Origin of the sequence: Enterobacter cloacae complex sp. P16RS2, assembly GCF_014982155.1 — a bacterium.
In the GTDB taxonomy this organism is placed as follows: Bacteria; Pseudomonadota; Gammaproteobacteria; order Enterobacterales; family Enterobacteriaceae; genus Enterobacter; species Enterobacter cloacae_M.
The window spans coordinates 94,796-111,489 of sequence record NZ_JADCKW010000007.1; the positions used below are offsets into that span (position 1 = coordinate 94,796).

Genomic DNA, 16,694 nt, shown 5'->3' on the forward strand with positions numbered 1-16,694 from the left:
GTCAGCTTTCGCCATGGTGAGATAAACCTAACAATTACGCAACAGAAGACAAAAAAATCGTCTGAATCAAAGCGTATCTGAATGTTATTGCATAAACTTTAATAACTTTACCCTCGTTGGGTTTCTTTAACCGTTTTAGTGCGCTATTACTCATCGCTTCTTGCGACACGGTGATGTGACGTAATTTTTGAATGGACACTCGGGTGGCATTTATGACGCGTAAAATGACTTCTCTGCGCAGCCTTGCGACAGGCTCTGCGCTCCTTTTCCTGTTTGCACCAACGCTCTACGCAGCTGAACAGGCTGCTCCCGAAGCGCCGCCTGTGGATGCGCGCGCCTGGATCCTGATGGACTACTCCAGCGGTAAAGTGCTGGCGGAAGGGAATGCGGATGAGAAACTCGATCCGGCAAGCCTGACCAAAATCATGACCAGCTATGTGGTCGGCCAGGCGTTGAAAGCGGGCAAGATCAAGCTGGACGATATGGTCACCATCGGGAAAGATGCCTGGGCGACCGGTAACCCGGCGCTGCGGGGCTCTTCGGTGATGTTCCTGAAGCCGGGGGATCAGGTCTCCGTTTCCGATCTGAACAAAGGGGTAATTATTCAGTCGGGAAATGATGCTTGTATCGCGCTGGCCGATTACGTTGCCGGCAGTCAGGATTCTTTCATTGGTTTGATGAATGGCTACGCGCAGAAACTGGGCTTAACCAACACCACGTTCAAAACGGTTCACGGTCTGGATGCACCGGGACAGTTCAGTACCGCGCGCGACATGGCGCTGCTGGGGAAAGCGCTGATCCACGACGTGCCGGATGAATACGCCATCCACAAAGAGAAAGAGTTTACCTTCAATAAAATCCGTCAGCCGAACCGCAACCGCCTGCTGTGGAGCAGCAACGTTAACGTGGACGGAATGAAAACCGGCACCACGGCGGGCGCAGGCTATAACCTGGTGGCCTCCGCGACCCAGGGCGACATGCGTCTGATTTCGGTGGTGCTGGGCACCAAAACCGACCGTATTCGCTTTAATGAGTCAGAAAAACTGCTGACCTGGGGCTTCCGCTTCTATGAAACCGTGACGCCGATTAAACCGGATGCCACGTTCGTCAGCCAGCGCGTCTGGTTTGGTGACAAGAGTGAAGTGAATCTGGGCGCCGGCGAAGCGGGCTCAGTGACCATTCCGCGCGGTCAGCTAAAAAACCTGAAGGCCAGCTATACCCTGACCGACCCGCAGCTCACCGCGCCGCTGAAAAAAGGCCAGGTGGTCGGGACGATTGATTTCCAGCTTAACGGTAAGTCGATTGAACAGCGTCCGCTGATTGTGATGGAAGCGGTGGATGAGGGCGGCTTCTTCAGCCGGATGTGGGATTTCGTGATGATGAAATTCCATAGCTGGTTTGGCAGCTGGTTTAGTTAAACCTTGTGGGTTTTCTCCCTCTCCCTGTGGGAGAGGGCCGGGGTGCGGGCATCAGACCGCACCCCTCTTAATACATCAACTTCACCTGCTGCGCCTTTGCGTGGGCCACAATCTCGTCGTCCGGGCGGCAGTCGCTGACGATGGCGTCAAACTGCGCCAGCTCCCCCATTCTTGCCGAACGCACCTTGCCAAACTTGCTGTGATCGACCACCAGCACATGATACTGCGCCGCGCTTAACGCCCAGTGCTTCACCGGCAGCTCTTCCAGGTTAAAGCAGGTCGCGCCCTGACGCACGTTGACGCCTGCGGCGGAATAAAACGCGATATCCGGGCAGAGATTGCTGAGCGTATCCTGCAGGTTAAGCGGCTTAAAGATGGCGTTGCTGGCGTGAAACTCGCCGCCGCAGAGGATCACCCGGCACTCGGGTTTCTCCTGCAGCGCCAGAAAGGTGTTCAGGGAGTAGCACACGGCGGTAAAAGGGATGCTGCTGTCGATAGCTTCGATAATCCACGGCGTGGTGGTTCCGCAGTCAAAAAACAGCGTCTGGTGCGGCTGTACCAGTGAGGCCGCAAGCCGGGCGGCCTTACGCTTCTCTTCCACCAGGCGCGTCTTCTGGTCGCTGATCAGATAATGGCTGGCGCTACGCGGCTCAAGCACAATATACCCGCCCAGCAGCACGACGGGCGCGCTTTCGCTGTTCAGATCCCGACGAATGGTCATCTCTGAGACGCCGAGGAGGTTGGCGGCTTCCTTAAGATGCAGCTTATCGCTGCGCTTCAGCGCCTGTAGCAGCTGAGCAATGCGGTCATCGCGACGTGTTTCCATAGTTCCTCGGGATAAAAAAGTGAACCCCCGCAGGGCGGGGGTTCAAGTGTAACCTGTCAGGTTGGGGTTAGTCACGTATCCAGCCTTTGCGGATCGGGATAGCGAAAATGGCACGATAGAGCGAAGACAGCGTGCGGTAAAGCGCTTCACCGAAGAGGCTCCACAGGATAGCCGCGCTCACGCAGCCAATCATCCCGACCAGGAAACCGCCCACCATATCCAGCGGCCAGTGAACGCCCAGGTAAACGCGAGACCAGGCGATTGCCAGGGCCGCCACCATCAGGACCGCGCCGGACCACAGGCGATGCCAGAACAGGAAAGCCAGCGCGAAGGTAAAGATCACCGTTCCGTGATCGCTCGGGAACGAGTCATCCGGCGCGTGGTGCAGGAAGGTATAGCCGACGTGATCGACAAAAGGACGATCGTGCGGGAACGCATGGCCGAGAATGTAGCTGACCAGGACGCTTACCCCGAGCGCCATCGCGACTTTAATCACCAGCTGGCGCTGCGCCTTCACCTGGCTGCGGGGACCCCACAGCCAGAGAATCGCAGCCAGTGCAGGCACGATACTGATCAAATCTTTTGCCAGAAAGGTGGCAAAATCGATCGTCCACTCAGGCGAGGCTGGCGTGGCGTTGATCAGATAAAACAGCTGATAATTCAGATTCTCTAACATAGCGTTATCACTCTTTAGCAAACCGGGTGGAAATGAGTCCGTAGACAACCACCTGGGAAAACCAGACCCACCACCCGGCCCACAGGTTGTGAGAGAAAAAATGCGCCCCGCGCATGACCTGGCCGTAGCCCATCGCCAGACCTAACACCACGCCCAGCGCGACGAAGCACCAGGCGAGACGCGGACGCTCGCGCCAGAAGGCAAAAAACAGCCCCATCACCATAAAGCCGCTGGAGGCGTGACCGCCGGGGAAACAGCGCCCCGGACCGCTGTCGGCAGGGACGGCGCTGAAAAGGGGATAAGACACAGCCTTACCGCCATATTCCACCAGATCCCACGGGCAGCTGTGATGGCTCACGCTTTTCAGCACGCCTACCACCAGCGCACCAACGCCCATCAGCAGCGCCGCCGTGACCAGCCTTGCGTTGCGCTTCCAGGCGCCGTAAAACAGCGCTACGGCACCTAAGCCGATGGCGATGTACTTCGCCAGGCGGTGGTTCAGCAGATCCAGCAGGTGGTCCTTCTGCAGCGGGAAGCTCTGCGTTGCCGCGTCATACCAAAAGCCGGTGATCCACCTGTCGAGCGCTTGATTGCGCGATAGCCATGTAAACACCACGGCAAGGGCGATCAGTACGAAAAGCTGATAACCATAAAAGCGGGTCGGTAAGCGGTAAAGTCGTTTTGTCTTATTTGTCTGTAAGTTAGACAATTCTGAACGGCTGGAGGTGAGTGCCATAATTTGGGATCGTTGACGAGTAATCGGGCTATCATAAAACTGTCAACTTAAGGAAACCTTAAACGAAGACGATATGTGCTTTATTTCTGTTTATCCTCGATAAATCACTATCTCGGGCTGCGGCATTTCATTAAACTCGTCGCGATTTTGTCATTATAAAGAGATTGCATGTTAAACCGTTCTTCTTCTGGTTCACGTCTGGGTCGTCAGGCGTTGCTTTTCCCCCTGTGTCTGGTGCTCTACGAATTCTCTACCTATATCGGCAACGATATGATCCAGCCCGGTATGCTGGCCGTTGTGGCGCAGTACAACGCGGGTATTGAGTGGGTGCCGACCTCCATGACCGCCTATCTGGCCGGCGGCATGTTTTTGCAGTGGCTGTTAGGGCCGCTGTCGGATCGTATTGGCCGTCGTCCGGTGATGCTGACGGGCGTGGTGTGGTTTATCGTCACCTGTCTCGCCACGCTGCTGGCGCAAAACATTGAACAATTTACCCTGCTGCGCTTCCTGCAGGGGGTGAGCCTGTGCTTTATCGGCGCCGTGGGGTATGCCGCCATTCAGGAGTCGTTTGAGGAGGCGGTGTGTATCAAGATTACCGCGCTGATGGCGAACGTCGCGCTGATCGCCCCCTTACTCGGGCCGCTGGTGGGTGCCGCGTGGGTGCACGTTGCGCCGTGGGAAGGGATGTTTGTGCTCTTTGCGGTTCTCGCCGCCTTCGCGATCTTTGGCCTGCACCGGGCGATGCCGGAAACGGCCACCCGCATCGGTGAGAAACTCTCGCTGAAAGAGCTGGGTCGGGATTACAAAGAGGTGCTGAAGAATGGCCGCTTTGTGGCGGGCGCGCTGGCGACCGGGTTCGTTAGCCTGCCGCTGCTGGCGTGGATCGCGCAGTCGCCGGTCATTATCATCAGCGGTGAAAAGCTCAGCAGCTACGAGTATGGCCTGCTGCAGGTGCCGATCTTTGGCGCGCTGATTATCGGGAACCTGGTGCTGGCACGTTTGACGTCACGACGCACCGTGCGTTCCCTGATTATCATGGGCGGCTGGCCGATTGCGGCAGGGCTGATTCTGGCTGCGGTGGCGACCGTCGCGTCATCCCACGCCTACCTGTGGATGACGGCGGGGCTCAGCCTCTATGCCTTCGGGATTGGCGTGGCCAACGCCGGGCTGGTGCGCCTGACGCTGTTTGCCAGCGAGATGAGTAAAGGCACGGTCTCAGCGGCAATGGGAATGCTGCAGATGCTGATTTTTACCGTCGGTATTGAAGTGAGCAAGCATGCCTACGCGATGGGCGGCAACGGGCTGTTCAGCCTGTTTAACCTCGCCAACGGCGCGCTGTGGGTTGGCCTGATGGTGGTGTTCCTGAAAGACAAACGCGTCGGCAACGCCCTGCAGCCTTAATTCTTATTCCCTCTCCCTGCTGGCGAGCACGGAACAAGTCCCCTCTCCCTGTGGGAGAGGGCCAGGGTGAGGGTACCAGACCGCACCGGTCAATTAAACGGCGCCTCTCCGTTCAACACCTTCTCAATCACGTTTAAAACGCCTTCATCATTATTATGCGGCGCTTCAAAACGCGCGGCCGCTTTAATATGCGGTCTGGCATTCGCCATCGCAAAGCTGAACCCGGACTGACGCAGCATCTCCACGTCGTTGCCGCTGTCGCCGAAAGCCACCACTTCGCTGTCGTCAATGCCCCAGCGCTTTTGCAGGATCCGCAGGCCGTTGGCTTTATGCACGCCGGGGATAATCAGGTCGATACTGCCGTGACCGGTGGTGACAGGCACCATGATGTCGCTCAGCTTTTCATGCAGCAGCGCCTGAATCCGCGGAATTTCATCATCAGACACGTTAAGCCCGAACTTGAAGAAAATATCGTTCAGGTTGTCGAAATTGCTGACCATTTCGAGGCGGTGGTAATACTTCGCCGCGATATCCTTAAAGCCCTCGTCATAGCATTTCAGCGTGTACGCGCTGCTTTTCCCGCAGGCGATGATCTCAATGCCCGGAACCTCGTTTAGCACGTTCGCTACGGTCTCGAAACGGGCTTTCGACAGTTCGCCGTTAAAGATGTCTTCACCTTCGCTCACGACCCAGCCGCCGTTTTCGGCGACGAAGGCAATTTCATGCGCAATCTCCGGGAAAAAGGAGATCAGCTGGTAGTACTGGTTGCCGCTGGCGACCACAAACCGAATGCCTTGCGCCTTCATGCGGGCATACTGCGCCAGAAAGCGCGGCCGATTATAGGTCTTGGCATCGCTCAGAAAAGTACCATCCATGTCGACGGCGATCAGTTTAACGCTCATATCCCTTCTCCAGTGTCGTTTGATTCGTTTCCGGCTTTGCCACCGCGCGCGCCACCAGCGCCGCGATGATGACTAACCCTAACACCACCAGCATGGCGCTGCGCAGCCCGTAGTGCTCGCCGAGGAAGCCGAGCAGCGGCGGCCCGACCAGGAAGGCGAGATAGCCCGTGGTTGCCACCACGCTGACGCGCGTCGGCGCATCCGGGCCGGTATCGCTGGCGGCTGAAATGGTCAGCGGGAAGCCGAGGGACGCGCCCAGCCCCCAGAGGATCACCGAGACGCCGGCAATCCAGTCCACATCCACAAAGATGATCATCGCGATACCCAGGCCGCCCAGCAGGGCGCTGGCGCGTACCACCGCCACGCGACTGTAGCGGTCGATAAACCAGCCGCCGGTGAAGCGCCCGACGGTCATCCCCAGCGTAAACCCGGCGTAAATCAGCGAGCCGGAGGTCGGGCTAAAGCCGTGGCCGTCCACCATCAGCAGCGGCAGCCAGTCGTTGGCGGAACCTTCCGCGAACGCCATCGCCAGCACCACCACGCCGATCAGCATCAGCTGGAAGTCGCGGTAGAAGGGCAGCCCTTTTTCAGCCGAGTGCTGTTCGTCAGCGGAGTTTTTACCGGTGCCGTCCGGGATGGCCCGGATGCCGGTCAGGATCGGAATGATGCACACCAGCGCCGCCAGCAGGATATGCAGATTCGCGCTTACGCCAGTGGCCGTCAGCGCCATCCCCACGCCCGCACCGGCCAGCGTGCCGAGGCTGTAAAAACCGTGCATCATCGGCAGCACGGTTTTATTCATCTCATGTTCGACCGCCGCCCCTTCCACGTTGATAGCAACTTCAGCCGAACCGAAGCTGCCGCCAAATACCGTCAGGCCCAGGGCGAACAGCACCGGCGAAGCAAACCACAGCGCCACGCTCAATATTCCCATCCCGAACACGGCAAAGCACATGGTGGTGCGGATCACCGCTCGCGTACCAAAGCGCTTTACCAGCCACGCGGAGCAGAGAATGCCGCTCATGGAGCCTATCGACAGGCCGAACAGCACAATGCCCATCTCTGCGGTAGAAACGGACAAAATATCGCGAATGGCGGGGGTGCGCGTGGCCCAGGAGGCCATCAGCAGGCCGGGAATAAAGAAGAACATAAACAGCGCCCACAGGCGTCGCTGCAGGGCTTTACGGGGAGAGGTTAGCGTCATTGCGGTAGCACCAGAAGTACAACAATAGCGACAACACTAGCAAGTTTGTGTACATTTGTACACAAACCACGTGAGGAATTTATGAGCAGACCACCGAACGATCCGCATCGACGGGAGAAGATCCTGCAGGCAACGCTCGATACCATCGCCGAGCACGGCATTCACGCCGTCACGCACCGTAAAATCGCCACCTGCGCGGGCGTGCCGCTGGGGTCGATGACCTACTATTTCGACGGCATGGAGCCGCTGCTGGAGGAGGCCTTCACGTGGTTTACCCGCCAGATGTCGCAGCAGTATCGGGATTTCTTTGCGGGCGTCACCGGGCCGGAAATGGCGTGCGAATCCATCACCACGCTGATCCATAGCTCGCAGGTGACCACGCCGCACAACATGGCGCTGATGTATCAGCTTTACGCCTTTATGCACCGCAGCGCGGCGCTCAAAACGGTGATGCAGGACTGGATGAAGATGAGCCAGACCACGCTGGAGCAGTGGTTCGACCCGGTTACCACCCGCGCGCTGGACGCGTTTATCGAAGGGATGACGCTGCACTATGTCACCGACCGGGCGCCGTTAACCCGGGAGGAGATCCGGGCGATGGTGGGGAGAATTGCGGGCGAGGGTAACCTTTAGGTAACACTCGCCCTGCCAGTTTTACCTGCGTTCGATTTTTTTCCCGCTGGCATCCACCACGGCTTCGCCATCCTCTTTCGTAAACGCCCGTTTCTGTGCATCCGGCAGGATGTCGAGGACGACTTCAGACGGTCGGCACAGGCGGGTGCCCAGCGGCGTCACCACGATCGGACGGTTAATCAGGATCGGGTATTGCAGCATAAAATCGATAAGCTGGTCGTCGTTGAAGCTATCTTCGGCAAGGCCGAGCTGTTCATAGGGCTCCACGTTTTTACGCAGCAGATCTCGCACCGAAATGCCCATCTCGGCAATCAGGGCGGTCAGCTCATCGCGCGACGGCGGGGTTTCCAGATAGAGGATAATTTCTGGCTCGGTGCCGCTGTTGCGGATCATCTCCAGCGTGTTGCGCGAGGTGCCGCAGGCGGGGTTATGGTAGATAGTGATGTGGCTCATATCAGTGGCTCATTACAGTGTGAAGGAGAGACGTAGCGCTAGCGCGGCGAGCGTCACAAACAGGACGGGCAGCGTCATAACGATGCCCGTCCGGAAATAGTAGCCCCATGTGATCGTCATGTTTTTCTGCGCCAGCACGTGGAGCCAGAGCAGGGTGGCGAGGCTACCGATAGGCGTGATTTTCGGCCCCAGGTCGCAGCCAATCACGTTGGCGTAAATCATTGCTTCCTTGATCAAACCTGTCGCCGTACTGCCCTCGATGGAGAGCGCGCCAATCAGCACCGTGGGCATATTGTTCATTATGGATGAGAGAAACGCGGTGATGAATCCGGTTCCCAGCGTGGTGACCCACAGTCCGTGTCCGGCCAGGCTATTCAGTACGCCTGAAAGATATTCCGTCAGCCCGGCATTGCGCAGGCCATACACCACCAGATACATCCCCAGCGAGAAGATGACGATTTGCCACGGTGCGCCGCGCAGCACTTTTCCGGTGTTTATCGCATGTCCGCGCTTTGCGACAGCGAATAAAATCAGCGCGCCGACGGTCGCGATGGCGCTGACCGGAATGCCGAGAGGTTCAAGCACAAAGAAACCCACGAGCAGAAGCAGCAGGACGATCCAGCCCGTTCTGAACGTCGGGAGATCGTGAATGGCCCGCGCGGGCTCTTGGAGTTTCGCCAGGTCATATTCCGGGGGAATTTCCTTACGGAAGAAAAGATGCAGCATCATCAGCGTTGCGGCAATGGCGGCGATATCAACAGGGATCATCACCGAGGCGTATTCGCTGAACCCCAGCTTAAAGAAGTCTGCCGACACGATGTTGACCAGGTTGGAGACAATCAGCGGCAGGCTGGCGGTATCGGCGATGAAGCCCGCCGCCATGACAAACGCCAGCGTGGCCTGCTTGCTGAACCCCAGCGCCAGCAGCATGGCGATAACGATAGGCGTCAGGATCAGCGCCGCACCGTCATTGGCAAACAGCGCCGCCACGGCTGCGCCCAGCAGCACAATATAAGTAAACAGCAATCGCCCGCGACCGTTCCCCCAGCGGGCAACGTGCAGCGCCGCCCACTCGAAAAAACCGGACTCATCCAGCAGCAGGCTGATGATGATGACGGCGATGAACGTTGCCGTGGCGTTCCAGACGATATTCCACACGACCGGAATATCGTTAATATGAATCACGCCGCTGGCCAGCGCCAGTACGGCGCCGATAGTCGCGCTCCAGCCGATACTGAGCCCTTTGGGCTGCCAGATGACCAGTACCAGCGTAAACAGAAAAATAGCCCCTGCCAGAAACATCGCTTACTCCATTATATCTGTTTTTGTGAATGTGTTTTGCCTAGCACGAGCCCGAGAGTCGGTTTTTCAGCTTCATGCGCGTCTCTTCCCGCAGGCAGTTCCAGCTGTTGTCGATAACGGTTGCCGCCCAGGCAGGCATGTTGGGAGATAGACGGTAATGGACCCATTTCCCTTCACGGCGATCGATAACCAGCCCGGATTCGCGCAGCAGGGCCATGTGGCGGGAGACCTTCGGCTGCGACTCGGCGGTCGCGGAGCAGAGATCGCAAACGCACAGTTCTCCCGCTTCGCGGAGCAGCATGACGATGGCGAGCCGCGTTTCGTCGGACAGGCTTTTGAAGAGCTGGAGCGGGTGGAGCATGGGTTTTCCTGCAGGTGTGATTTTATATATGTTTAATCATATGTGTTTTGGTGGCAAGAGAGAAGAAAAGATTAGAGGAAGGTGAATTTCAGGCAACAAAAAACCCATCAACCTTGAACCAAAACGGCGGGGTTGATGGGCTCCACAAATTGGGGACATCAAAGAAAAGCAGTGGCACTAGTTATGACTGCCCCCTGAAAAAAAAGTTCTGCGCGTAACGAAAATAATTTCATCACGCGCAAACTTGGGAGTTATCCGAGTCCAGGCCAGATGATAACGATCAGCGTACCTGCCAGCGTCAACAGCACGTTAGCGATAGCGTAGGTGCCCGCATACCCCAGCGCCGGGATGTTGCTGCGCGCGGTATCGCTGATGATTTCCATGGCCGGCGCACAGGTACGCGCGCCCATCATCGCCCCGAACAGCAGGGCGCGGTTCATGCGCAGCACGTAGGCGCCGAACAGGAAGCAAATCACCACCGGCACCAGGCTGACAATAAGTCCGGATACCAGCATCTGCCAGCCGACTGCGCCCAGACTGTGGCCGATACCGCTGCCCGCGCTTAAGCCGACGCCCGCCATAAAGACCATCAGACCGAACTCTTTCACCATGTTCAGCGCGCCCTGCGGAATGTAGCCGAAGGTCGGGTGGTTTGCTCGCAGGAAGCCCAGCATAATCCCGGCAAACAGCAGCCCGGCGGCGTTACCGATGCCGAAGCTAAAGTTGCTGAACTGGAAGGTGATCATCCCGATCATCAGGCCAACGATAAAGAAGGCGCAGAAGGCCAGCAGGTCGGTGACCTGGCTGTGAATGGAGATAAAGCCGATGCGGTCGGCAACGGTTTTCACGCGTCGCGCGTCACCGCTGACCTGCAGTACGTCGCCTTTGTTGAGCACGACGTTGTCGTCGATCGGCATCTCAATCTGGCTGCGGATCACGCGGTTGAGGAAGCAGCCGTGGTCGGTCAGCTTCAGCTGGGCCAGTCGGCGGCCCACGGCGTTATGGTTTTTCACCACGATCTCTTCGGTGACGATACGCATGTCGAGCAGGTCGCGATCAAACACCTCTTTGCCGTTACGGAAGCTCGGGTCGAGACGGGCGTGGGCGTCCGGGTAGCCCACCAGCGCGATGTCGTCGCCCATCTGCAGCACCGCGTCGCCGTCCGGGTTCGCCAGAATGCCGTTGCGGCGGATACGTTCGATATAGCAGCCCGTCTGGCGGTAAATCCCCAGCTCGCGCAGGTTTTTGCCGTCAGCCCATGCCACCAGCTCTGGCCCGACGCGATAGGCGCGGATTACCGGGAGATAGACTTTACGTTTGGAATCGGTATCGAGACCGCGCTCGCGCGCGATTTGCTGGGCGCTGGTCTGCAGATCCTGGTGCTGCAGTTTTGGCAGGTAGCGTGCGCCGACAATCAGGCTCACCAGACCAATCAGATAGGTCAGGGCATAGCCCAGGCTCAGGTGGTCGAGCGCGGTAGAGAGCTGCGCGCCGGCCATGCCGGAATGGCGAAGGGTATCACCGGCACCCACCAGCACGGGGGTGGAGGTCATAGAGCCTGCCAGCATACCGGCCGTTAACCCGATATCCCAGCCAAACAGTTTACCCAGCCCTAACGCGATCAGCAGCGCGCTGCCGACCATCACCAGCGCCAGCATCAGATAATTTTTGCCGTCGCGGAAGAAAATTGAAAAAAAGTTCGGTCCCGCTTCTACGCCAACACAAAAAATAAACAGCATAAAGCCTAAGTTGAGCGCGTCCGTGTTAATGCTGAAGTGCTGTTGACCTAATAATAAGGAGACGACTAAAACGCCAATGGAATTACCAAGTTGAACTGAACCCAGGCGCAATTTACCCAGGCAAAGGCCCAGCGCCAGTACCACAAATAATAACAGGATGTAATTCCCATTTAACAAGTCTGCGACGTTTATATTCACGGAGGCTAACTTCTTGTTTACCAGTAAGTTGTTGAATGAAAGGACTATTTGGGCTACTGTTTTCTGGGCCAGGGAACGCGTTCAACCCTCCCTGTTACCTAATTTATTCCCTAAAACATTAGCTGGCCGATAGTTTAATCGTATTAGCTACTGACAGCTACCTATTATCGCATCACCCTGTGCGTACTTTGGCAAGGATTGCCGCACTGCTTTATCTGACTGGGCGTCTACCCGACGAAGCTGTATTTGATAGAGATAAGTCAGGAGGATAGTTTGAACATTAAACGAAACTGGGCGGGGGTGATCAGCTGTTTTTTGCTGTTTACCGTCGTGTGCATGTCGCTCGCTTTTAATGTGAAAGGGGCATTCAGGGCAGCCGGACATCCGGAGCTGGGGCTGCTCTTTTTCACCCTGCCGGGAGCCGCTGCCAGTTTTCTTTCCCGTAAAGGGGAGGTGGTCAAGCCGCTTATTGGCGCAATGCTGGCGGCACCGCTGTGTCTGCTGCTGATGCGCATGCTGTATGTATCAACGCGAAGTTTCTGGCAGGAGCTGGCGTGGTTGCTGAGCGGCGTCTTCTGGTGCGCCCTCGGCGCGCTGTGCTATTTGTTTGTCTGCAGTCTGATTAAGCATCGACGGCACCACAAATAAAAACGCCCTCCGGGTGAGGGCGTCTTCGCATTACTGAGCGGCAAACAGGCCCAGATGCTCTTTGGCGTAAGCTTCAAAGTCAGTGCAACCGCCGATGTGTTTCTGATCGAGGAAGATCTGCGGTACGGTTTCAACCGGCTTGCCGACGGTTTTTTCAAGATCCGCTTTGGTGATGCCTTCCGCGTGGATGTCCACGTAGCGGAAGTTGAAGTCATCGCGCTCTTCAGTCAGTTTCTCAGCCAGCTCTTTCGCGCGCACACAGTAAGGGCACCCTGGACGACCAAAAATTACTGCAAACATTTCTCTCTCCTCAAAAAAACAAGCCTGACGGCGAATAGGACATATAGTGCCCGATAACCTGTCGCCATTAAAGAAGGTTTCGCCTGTCGCTTTGATACAGTAAGGCTATGTTTCGCCAATTACACCGCGCAAATCATTGCCTATACTGGCTGCCATACGGTTTAAGCACGACAAAGAGAGACAAGATGACGCCAACCATAGACCTGCTCACATCCCATCGTTCCATTCGCCACTTCACAGATGAGCCGATTACCGATGCGCAGCGCGAAGCGATTATTAATAGCGCAAGGGCGACTTCAAGTTCCAGCTTCCTGCAGTGCAGCTCCATTATCCGCATTACCGACCCGGCCATGCGTGAACAGCTGGTGACGCTGACCGGCGGGCAGAAGCATGTGGCCCAGGCCGCGGAGTTCTGGGTGTTCTGCGCCGACTTTAACCGCCACCTGCAGATCTGCCCTGAGGCCGAACTGGGGCTGGCCGAACAGCTGCTGTTGGGCGTGGTGGATACCGCGCTGATGGCGCAAAACGCCTTTACTGCGGCGGAGTCGCTGGGATTAGGCGGCGTCTACATCGGAGGCCTGCGTAACAACATTCAAAGCGTAACCGACCTGCTGAAGCTGCCAAAACACGTCCTGCCGCTGTTCGGCCTGTGCCTCGGCTGGCCTGCGGATAACCCGGATATAAAGCCGCGCATTCCTGCCGCCATGCTGGTGCACGAAAACCACTACCAGCCGGTCGATCAGGACGTCCTGAATCAATATGACGAAGAGCTGGCGAACTACTACCTGACGCGCGGCAGCAATAACCGCCGCGATACCTGGACTGACCATATTCGTCGCACCATCATTAAAGAAAATCGCCCGTTTATTCTTGATTACCTCCACAAACAGGGATGGGCGACGCGATAGTCCATTCCTCCTGCGCCTGCCTGCGTATATGATACTCAGGCTTTTTCCATGTCTTCAGAGAGGTGCAGGGTGAAAATTGCCATATTGTCCCGGGATGGAACGCTCTATTCATGTAAACGCCTGCGTGAGGCGGCGGCGAAACGCGGGCATCAGGTTGAGATCCTCGACCCGATGTCCTGCTATATGAACATTGACCCGGCCGCCTCGTCGATTCACTACAAAGGCCGCAAGCTGCCGCACTTTGATGCCGTGATCCCGCGCATCGGCTCCCAGATCACCTATTACGGCACCGCCGCGCTGCGCCAGTTCGAGATGCTGGGCAGCTATCCGCTCAACGAATCCGTCGCCATATCCCGCGCCCGCGACAAGCTGCGCTCGCTGCAGCTGCTCGCCCGTCAGGGGATCGATCTCCCCGTTACGGGGATTGCCCATTCACCGGACGACACCAGCGATCTTATCGATATGGTGGGCGGCGCGCCTTTGGTGATTAAGCTGGTGGAAGGGACGCAGGGCATTGGCGTGGTGCTGGCGGAAACGCGTCAGGCGGCGGAGAGCGTCATTGACGCCTTTCGCGGCCTCAATGCCCACATTCTCGTGCAGGAGTACATCGAAGAGGCGAAAGGGCGCGATATTCGCTGCTTCGTGGTCGGCAATGAGGTGGTGGCGGCCATTGAGCGCCAGGCGAAAGAGGGCGATTTCCGCTCTAACCTTCACCGCGGCGGCGTGGCGCGGGTAGCCGATATTAGCGATCGCGAACGGGAAATTGCCGTGAAAGCGGCGCAAACCCTGGGGCTGGACGTGGCGGGCGTAGACCTTCTGCGGGCGACGCGCGGGCCGCTGGTCATGGAGGTGAACGCCTCGCCGGGGCTGGAAGGCGTGGAAAAAACCACAGGAGTCGATATTGCGGGTAAAATGATCTCATGGATCGAGCGTCATGCCACGCCGGGCTACTGTCTGAAAACGGGCGGTTAAATGGTATTGAACGCACTTTTTGCGTACCCTATGCACAGATTATATTGAAGAGGCTGCACAGCGATGGATTTACAGGTCGTACCTACACTGGATACGTTACGTCAATGGCTTGATGATGCCGGAATTACATTCTTCGAATGCGATTCCTGCCAGGCGCTGCATCTGCCTCATATGCAGAATTTCGACGGCATTTTCGATGCCAAAATCGATCTCATTAACGACGTAATCCTTTTCTCCGCGCTGGCCGAAGTGAAGCCGTCCGCGCTTCTGGCGCTGGCCTCCGACCTGTCAGCGATCAACGCCAGTTCTTTGACGGTGAAAGCATTTCTCGACATACAGGATGATAATCTGCCAAAACTGGTCGTTTGCCAGTCTTTATTCTCCGGTGCCGGGCTGTCGTTCAAGCAGTTCTCCTGGTTTATGCGCTTGAGCGAAGAGCAAATTTCCATGGTCATGATGGAAGCCAATGCGCACCATCTGCTGTATAGCGCGGAAGATGATGCAGAGAATAATGATGCATCTCCCAATTTTCTTCACTAAGCCTGTCTGACTTTTGCGCAGTCGCTGCCATAGCGGCTGCAGAAGGCCATTTTTTCTGCTGCTTTTAACCTTTCTTTAAAGAATTTTTCACCTCCCTGAAGGCCGTTTCGGCTTATCACGTAGACATAACCTGCATAAAAAATTGATAAAAGGCGTTTTTTCGTCTGGGCTATAGCCGGAGACACGGGCTACAGTTATTCTTGCGATGCTTAAAAAAGCGAGCGGAAGCTGCCGGGTAAAGAGGTTTCTTTTTATTTTAGGCAGAGCGACAAACTATGCATGATTATTGCATATCTTCAGATTGCACAGTTTTAGTTCGTTTGTTAACGAGCTTTCAGAAGGAATAAAGATATGATCGCCTTGAATAAAAAATGGTTATCGGGTCTGGTTGCGGGTGCTCTGATGGCCGTCTCTGCCGGCACGCTCGCTGCGGAACAAAAAACGCTGCACGTTTACAACTGGTCTGACTATATTGCGCCGGACACGGTGGCGAATTTTGAAAAAGAGACCGGCATTAAAGTGGTCTACGACGTTTTCGATTCCAACGAAGTGCTGGAAGGAAAACTGATGGCGGGCAGCACCGGGTTTGATCTCGTGGTGCCTTCTGCAAGCTTCCTTGAGCGCCAGCTGACGGCAGGCGTCTTCCAGCCTCTGGACAAGAGCAAATTACCGAACTGGAAAAACCTCGATCCGGAAGTGCTGAAGCTGGTGGCGAAGCATGACCCGGACAACAAATACGCGATGCCTTACCTGTGGGCGACCACCGGTATCGGCTACAACGTAGATAAAGTCAAAGCGGTGCTGGGCCCGGACGTCAAGCTGGACAGCTGGGACGTGGTGCTGAAGCCGGAAAACCTTGAGAAGCTGAAAAGCTGCGGCGTCTCCTTCCTCGATGCGCCGGAAGAGATTTTCGCGACCGTGCTGAACTACCTGGGCAAAGACCCGAACAGCAGTAAAGCCGATGATTACACCGGCCCGGCGACCGATCTGCTGCTGAAGCTGCGTCCAAACATTCGTTACTTCCACTCGTCTCAGTACATCAATGACCTGGCGAACGGCGACATCTGCGTCGCGATCGGCTGGGCAGGGGACGTGTGGCAGGCGGCTAACCGCGCGAAAGAGGCGAAAAACGGCGTGAATGTCTCTTACTTCATTCCGAAAGAGGGGGCGCTGGCCTTCTTCGACGTCTTCGCGATGCCGGCTGATGCGAAGAACAAGGACGAAGCCTATCAGTTCCTCAACTACCTGATGCGTCCTGAGGTGATCGCCCACATCAGCGACCACGTTTACTACGCGAATGGTAACAAGGCCTCCCTGCCGCTGGTAAGCGAAGAAATCCGTAACAACCCGGCTATCTATCCGCCAGCGGATGTGTTCGCCAAGCTCTTCACCCTGAAAGTTCAGGATCCAAAAATTGACCGCGTGCGTACCCGCGCGTGGACCAAGGTGAAAAGCGGTAAATAACGGCGTTGGGTAT

General features: G+C 56.7%; 18 protein-coding genes. 8 read left to right on the plus strand and 10 right to left on the minus strand.

The annotated features are described in order from the left end of the window. Positions 1-212 precede the first annotated feature (212 nt). Positions 213-1,418 (plus strand): serine-type D-Ala-D-Ala carboxypeptidase, encoded by a 1,206-nt coding sequence (gene dacC, locus INF68_RS03510; RefSeq protein ID WP_126786578.1) that lies wholly within the window; start codon positions 213-215, stop codon positions 1,416-1,418. Positions 1,419-1,485: 67 nt separating this feature from the next. On the opposite strand, the gene deoR is transcribed toward dacC, so the two are convergent. The 3 genes from deoR to INF68_RS03525 form a co-directional block, all read right to left on the minus strand. Further along, the gene (gene deoR / locus INF68_RS03515) at positions 1,486-2,244 is read right to left on the minus strand and encodes a DNA-binding transcriptional repressor DeoR (protein ID WP_008503427.1); all 759 of its coding nucleotides are present in this window, start codon (positions 2,242-2,244) and stop codon (positions 1,486-1,488) included. Between the two features lie 67 nt (positions 2,245-2,311). Then, a complete protein-coding gene (ybjG, locus tag INF68_RS03520; protein WP_109845968.1) occupies positions 2,312-2,920 on the minus strand; it encodes an undecaprenyl-diphosphate phosphatase in 609 nt (202 codons plus the stop codon). Positions 2,921-2,927: 7 nt separating this feature from the next. Beyond that, positions 2,928-3,656, minus strand: a complete 729-nt coding sequence (locus INF68_RS03525; protein ID WP_126786579.1) for a phosphatase PAP2 family protein — start codon at positions 3,654-3,656, stop codon at positions 2,928-2,930. 168 nt (positions 3,657-3,824) lie between these two features. On the opposite strand from INF68_RS03525, the gene INF68_RS03530 reads away from it, so the two are divergent. Next, the gene (locus INF68_RS03530; protein ID WP_126786580.1) at positions 3,825-5,057 is read left to right on the plus strand and encodes an MFS transporter; all 1,233 of its coding nucleotides are present in this window, start codon (positions 3,825-3,827) and stop codon (positions 5,055-5,057) included. A gap of 89 nt (positions 5,058-5,146) precedes the next feature. Here INF68_RS03530 and INF68_RS03535 read toward each other — a convergent pair whose 3' ends face one another. Then, positions 5,147-5,959: a Cof-type HAD-IIB family hydrolase gene (locus INF68_RS03535; RefSeq protein ID WP_126786581.1), complete on the minus strand. Its 813-nt coding sequence runs from the start codon at positions 5,957-5,959 to the stop codon at positions 5,147-5,149. After that, positions 5,949-7,163, minus strand: coding sequence for an MFS transporter (locus INF68_RS03540; RefSeq protein WP_126786582.1), 1,215 nt, complete (start codon positions 7,161-7,163; stop codon positions 5,949-5,951). Before INF68_RS03540 ends, INF68_RS03535 begins: the two co-directional genes overlap by 11 nt. An 81-nt stretch (positions 7,164-7,244) precedes the next feature. On the opposite strand from INF68_RS03540, the gene INF68_RS03545 reads away from it, so the two are divergent. Then, positions 7,245-7,796: a TetR/AcrR family transcriptional regulator gene (locus INF68_RS03545; RefSeq protein ID WP_126786583.1), complete on the plus strand. Its 552-nt coding sequence runs from the start codon at positions 7,245-7,247 to the stop codon at positions 7,794-7,796. Between the two features lie 21 nt (positions 7,797-7,817). Here INF68_RS03545 and arsC read toward each other — a convergent pair whose 3' ends face one another. The 4 genes from arsC to INF68_RS03565 all read right to left on the minus strand — a co-directional run bounded on the left by arsC (position 7,818) and on the right by INF68_RS03565 (position 11,849). Next, on the minus strand, positions 7,818-8,249 hold the full coding sequence (gene arsC, locus INF68_RS03550; protein WP_126786584.1) for a glutaredoxin-dependent arsenate reductase: 432 nt from the start codon (positions 8,247-8,249) through the stop codon (positions 7,818-7,820). A 12-nt stretch (positions 8,250-8,261) separates the two neighbouring features. After that, positions 8,262-9,551, minus strand: a complete 1,290-nt coding sequence (locus tag INF68_RS03555; RefSeq protein WP_126786585.1) for an arsenic transporter — start codon at positions 9,549-9,551, stop codon at positions 8,262-8,264. 40 nt (positions 9,552-9,591) lie between these two features. Next, a complete protein-coding gene (locus INF68_RS03560; RefSeq protein WP_126786586.1) occupies positions 9,592-9,912 on the minus strand; it encodes a metalloregulator ArsR/SmtB family transcription factor in 321 nt (106 codons plus the stop codon). A 251-nt stretch (positions 9,913-10,163) separates the two neighbouring features. Next, complete coding sequence (locus tag INF68_RS03565; RefSeq protein ID WP_029739442.1) at positions 10,164-11,849, minus strand: aspartate:alanine antiporter; 1,686 nt, start codon at positions 11,847-11,849, stop codon at positions 10,164-10,166. 273 nt (positions 11,850-12,122) lie between these two features. On the opposite strand from INF68_RS03565, the gene INF68_RS03570 reads away from it, so the two are divergent. Continuing rightward, positions 12,123-12,497, plus strand: coding sequence for an inner membrane protein YbjM (locus INF68_RS03570; protein WP_032658276.1), 375 nt, complete (start codon positions 12,123-12,125; stop codon positions 12,495-12,497). A 30-nt stretch (positions 12,498-12,527) separates the two neighbouring features. Here INF68_RS03570 and INF68_RS03575 read toward each other — a convergent pair whose 3' ends face one another. Beyond that, positions 12,528-12,797, minus strand: coding sequence for a GrxA family glutaredoxin (locus INF68_RS03575; RefSeq protein WP_006809455.1), 270 nt, complete (start codon positions 12,795-12,797; stop codon positions 12,528-12,530). A 185-nt stretch (positions 12,798-12,982) separates the two neighbouring features. Between INF68_RS03575 and nfsA the strand changes: the two genes are divergently transcribed. The 4 genes from nfsA (at position 12,983) to potF (ending at position 16,681) form a co-directional block, all read left to right on the plus strand. Further along, the gene (nfsA, locus tag INF68_RS03580; protein WP_126786617.1) at positions 12,983-13,705 is read left to right on the plus strand and encodes a nitroreductase NfsA; all 723 of its coding nucleotides are present in this window, start codon (positions 12,983-12,985) and stop codon (positions 13,703-13,705) included. 69 nt (positions 13,706-13,774) lie between these two features. Beyond that, a complete protein-coding gene (gene rimK / locus INF68_RS03585; RefSeq protein ID WP_048990925.1) occupies positions 13,775-14,677 on the plus strand; it encodes a 30S ribosomal protein S6--L-glutamate ligase in 903 nt (300 codons plus the stop codon). A 63-nt stretch (positions 14,678-14,740) separates the two neighbouring features. Next, the gene (locus tag INF68_RS03590) at positions 14,741-15,217 is read left to right on the plus strand and encodes a YbjN domain-containing protein (protein WP_014169308.1); all 477 of its coding nucleotides are present in this window, start codon (positions 14,741-14,743) and stop codon (positions 15,215-15,217) included. Between the two features lie 351 nt (positions 15,218-15,568). Beyond that, the gene (potF, locus tag INF68_RS03595) at positions 15,569-16,681 is read left to right on the plus strand and encodes a spermidine/putrescine ABC transporter substrate-binding protein PotF (protein WP_047742363.1); all 1,113 of its coding nucleotides are present in this window, start codon (positions 15,569-15,571) and stop codon (positions 16,679-16,681) included. Positions 16,682-16,694 lie beyond the last annotated feature (13 nt).

Bases quoted from the DNA above. Each gene is read 5' to 3' on its own strand.
- INF68_RS03525 (WP_126786579.1), bottom strand. From the start codon at position 3,656: ATGGCACTCACCTCCAGCCGTTCAGAATTGTCTAACTTACAGACAAAT.
- potF (WP_047742363.1), top strand. From the start codon at position 15,569: ATGATCGCCTTGAATAAAAAATGGTTATCGGGTCTGGTTGCGGGTGCT.
- INF68_RS03575 (WP_006809455.1), bottom strand. From the start codon at position 12,797: ATGTTTGCAGTAATTTTTGGTCGTCCAGGGTGCCCTTACTGTGTGCGC.
- deoR (WP_008503427.1), bottom strand. From the start codon at position 2,244: ATGGAAACACGTCGCGATGACCGCATTGCTCAGCTGCTACAGGCGCTG.
- INF68_RS03540 (WP_126786582.1), bottom strand. From the start codon at position 7,163: ATGACGCTAACCTCTCCCCGTAAAGCCCTGCAGCGACGCCTGTGGGCG.
- INF68_RS03555 (WP_126786585.1), bottom strand. From the start codon at position 9,551: ATGTTTCTGGCAGGGGCTATTTTTCTGTTTACGCTGGTACTGGTCATC.
- INF68_RS03560 (WP_126786586.1), bottom strand. From the start codon at position 9,912: ATGCTCCACCCGCTCCAGCTCTTCAAAAGCCTGTCCGACGAAACGCGG.
- INF68_RS03545 (WP_126786583.1), top strand. From the start codon at position 7,245: ATGAGCAGACCACCGAACGATCCGCATCGACGGGAGAAGATCCTGCAG.
- INF68_RS03530 (WP_126786580.1), top strand. From the start codon at position 3,825: ATGTTAAACCGTTCTTCTTCTGGTTCACGTCTGGGTCGTCAGGCGTTG.
- INF68_RS03590 (WP_014169308.1), top strand. From the start codon at position 14,741: ATGGATTTACAGGTCGTACCTACACTGGATACGTTACGTCAATGGCTT.
- INF68_RS03535 (WP_126786581.1), bottom strand. From the start codon at position 5,959: ATGAGCGTTAAACTGATCGCCGTCGACATGGATGGTACTTTTCTGAGC.
- ybjG (WP_109845968.1), bottom strand. From the start codon at position 2,920: ATGTTAGAGAATCTGAATTATCAGCTGTTTTATCTGATCAACGCCACG.
- dacC (WP_126786578.1), top strand. From the start codon at position 213: ATGACGCGTAAAATGACTTCTCTGCGCAGCCTTGCGACAGGCTCTGCG.
- nfsA (WP_126786617.1), top strand. From the start codon at position 12,983: ATGACGCCAACCATAGACCTGCTCACATCCCATCGTTCCATTCGCCAC.
- arsC (WP_126786584.1), bottom strand. From the start codon at position 8,249: ATGAGCCACATCACTATCTACCATAACCCCGCCTGCGGCACCTCGCGC.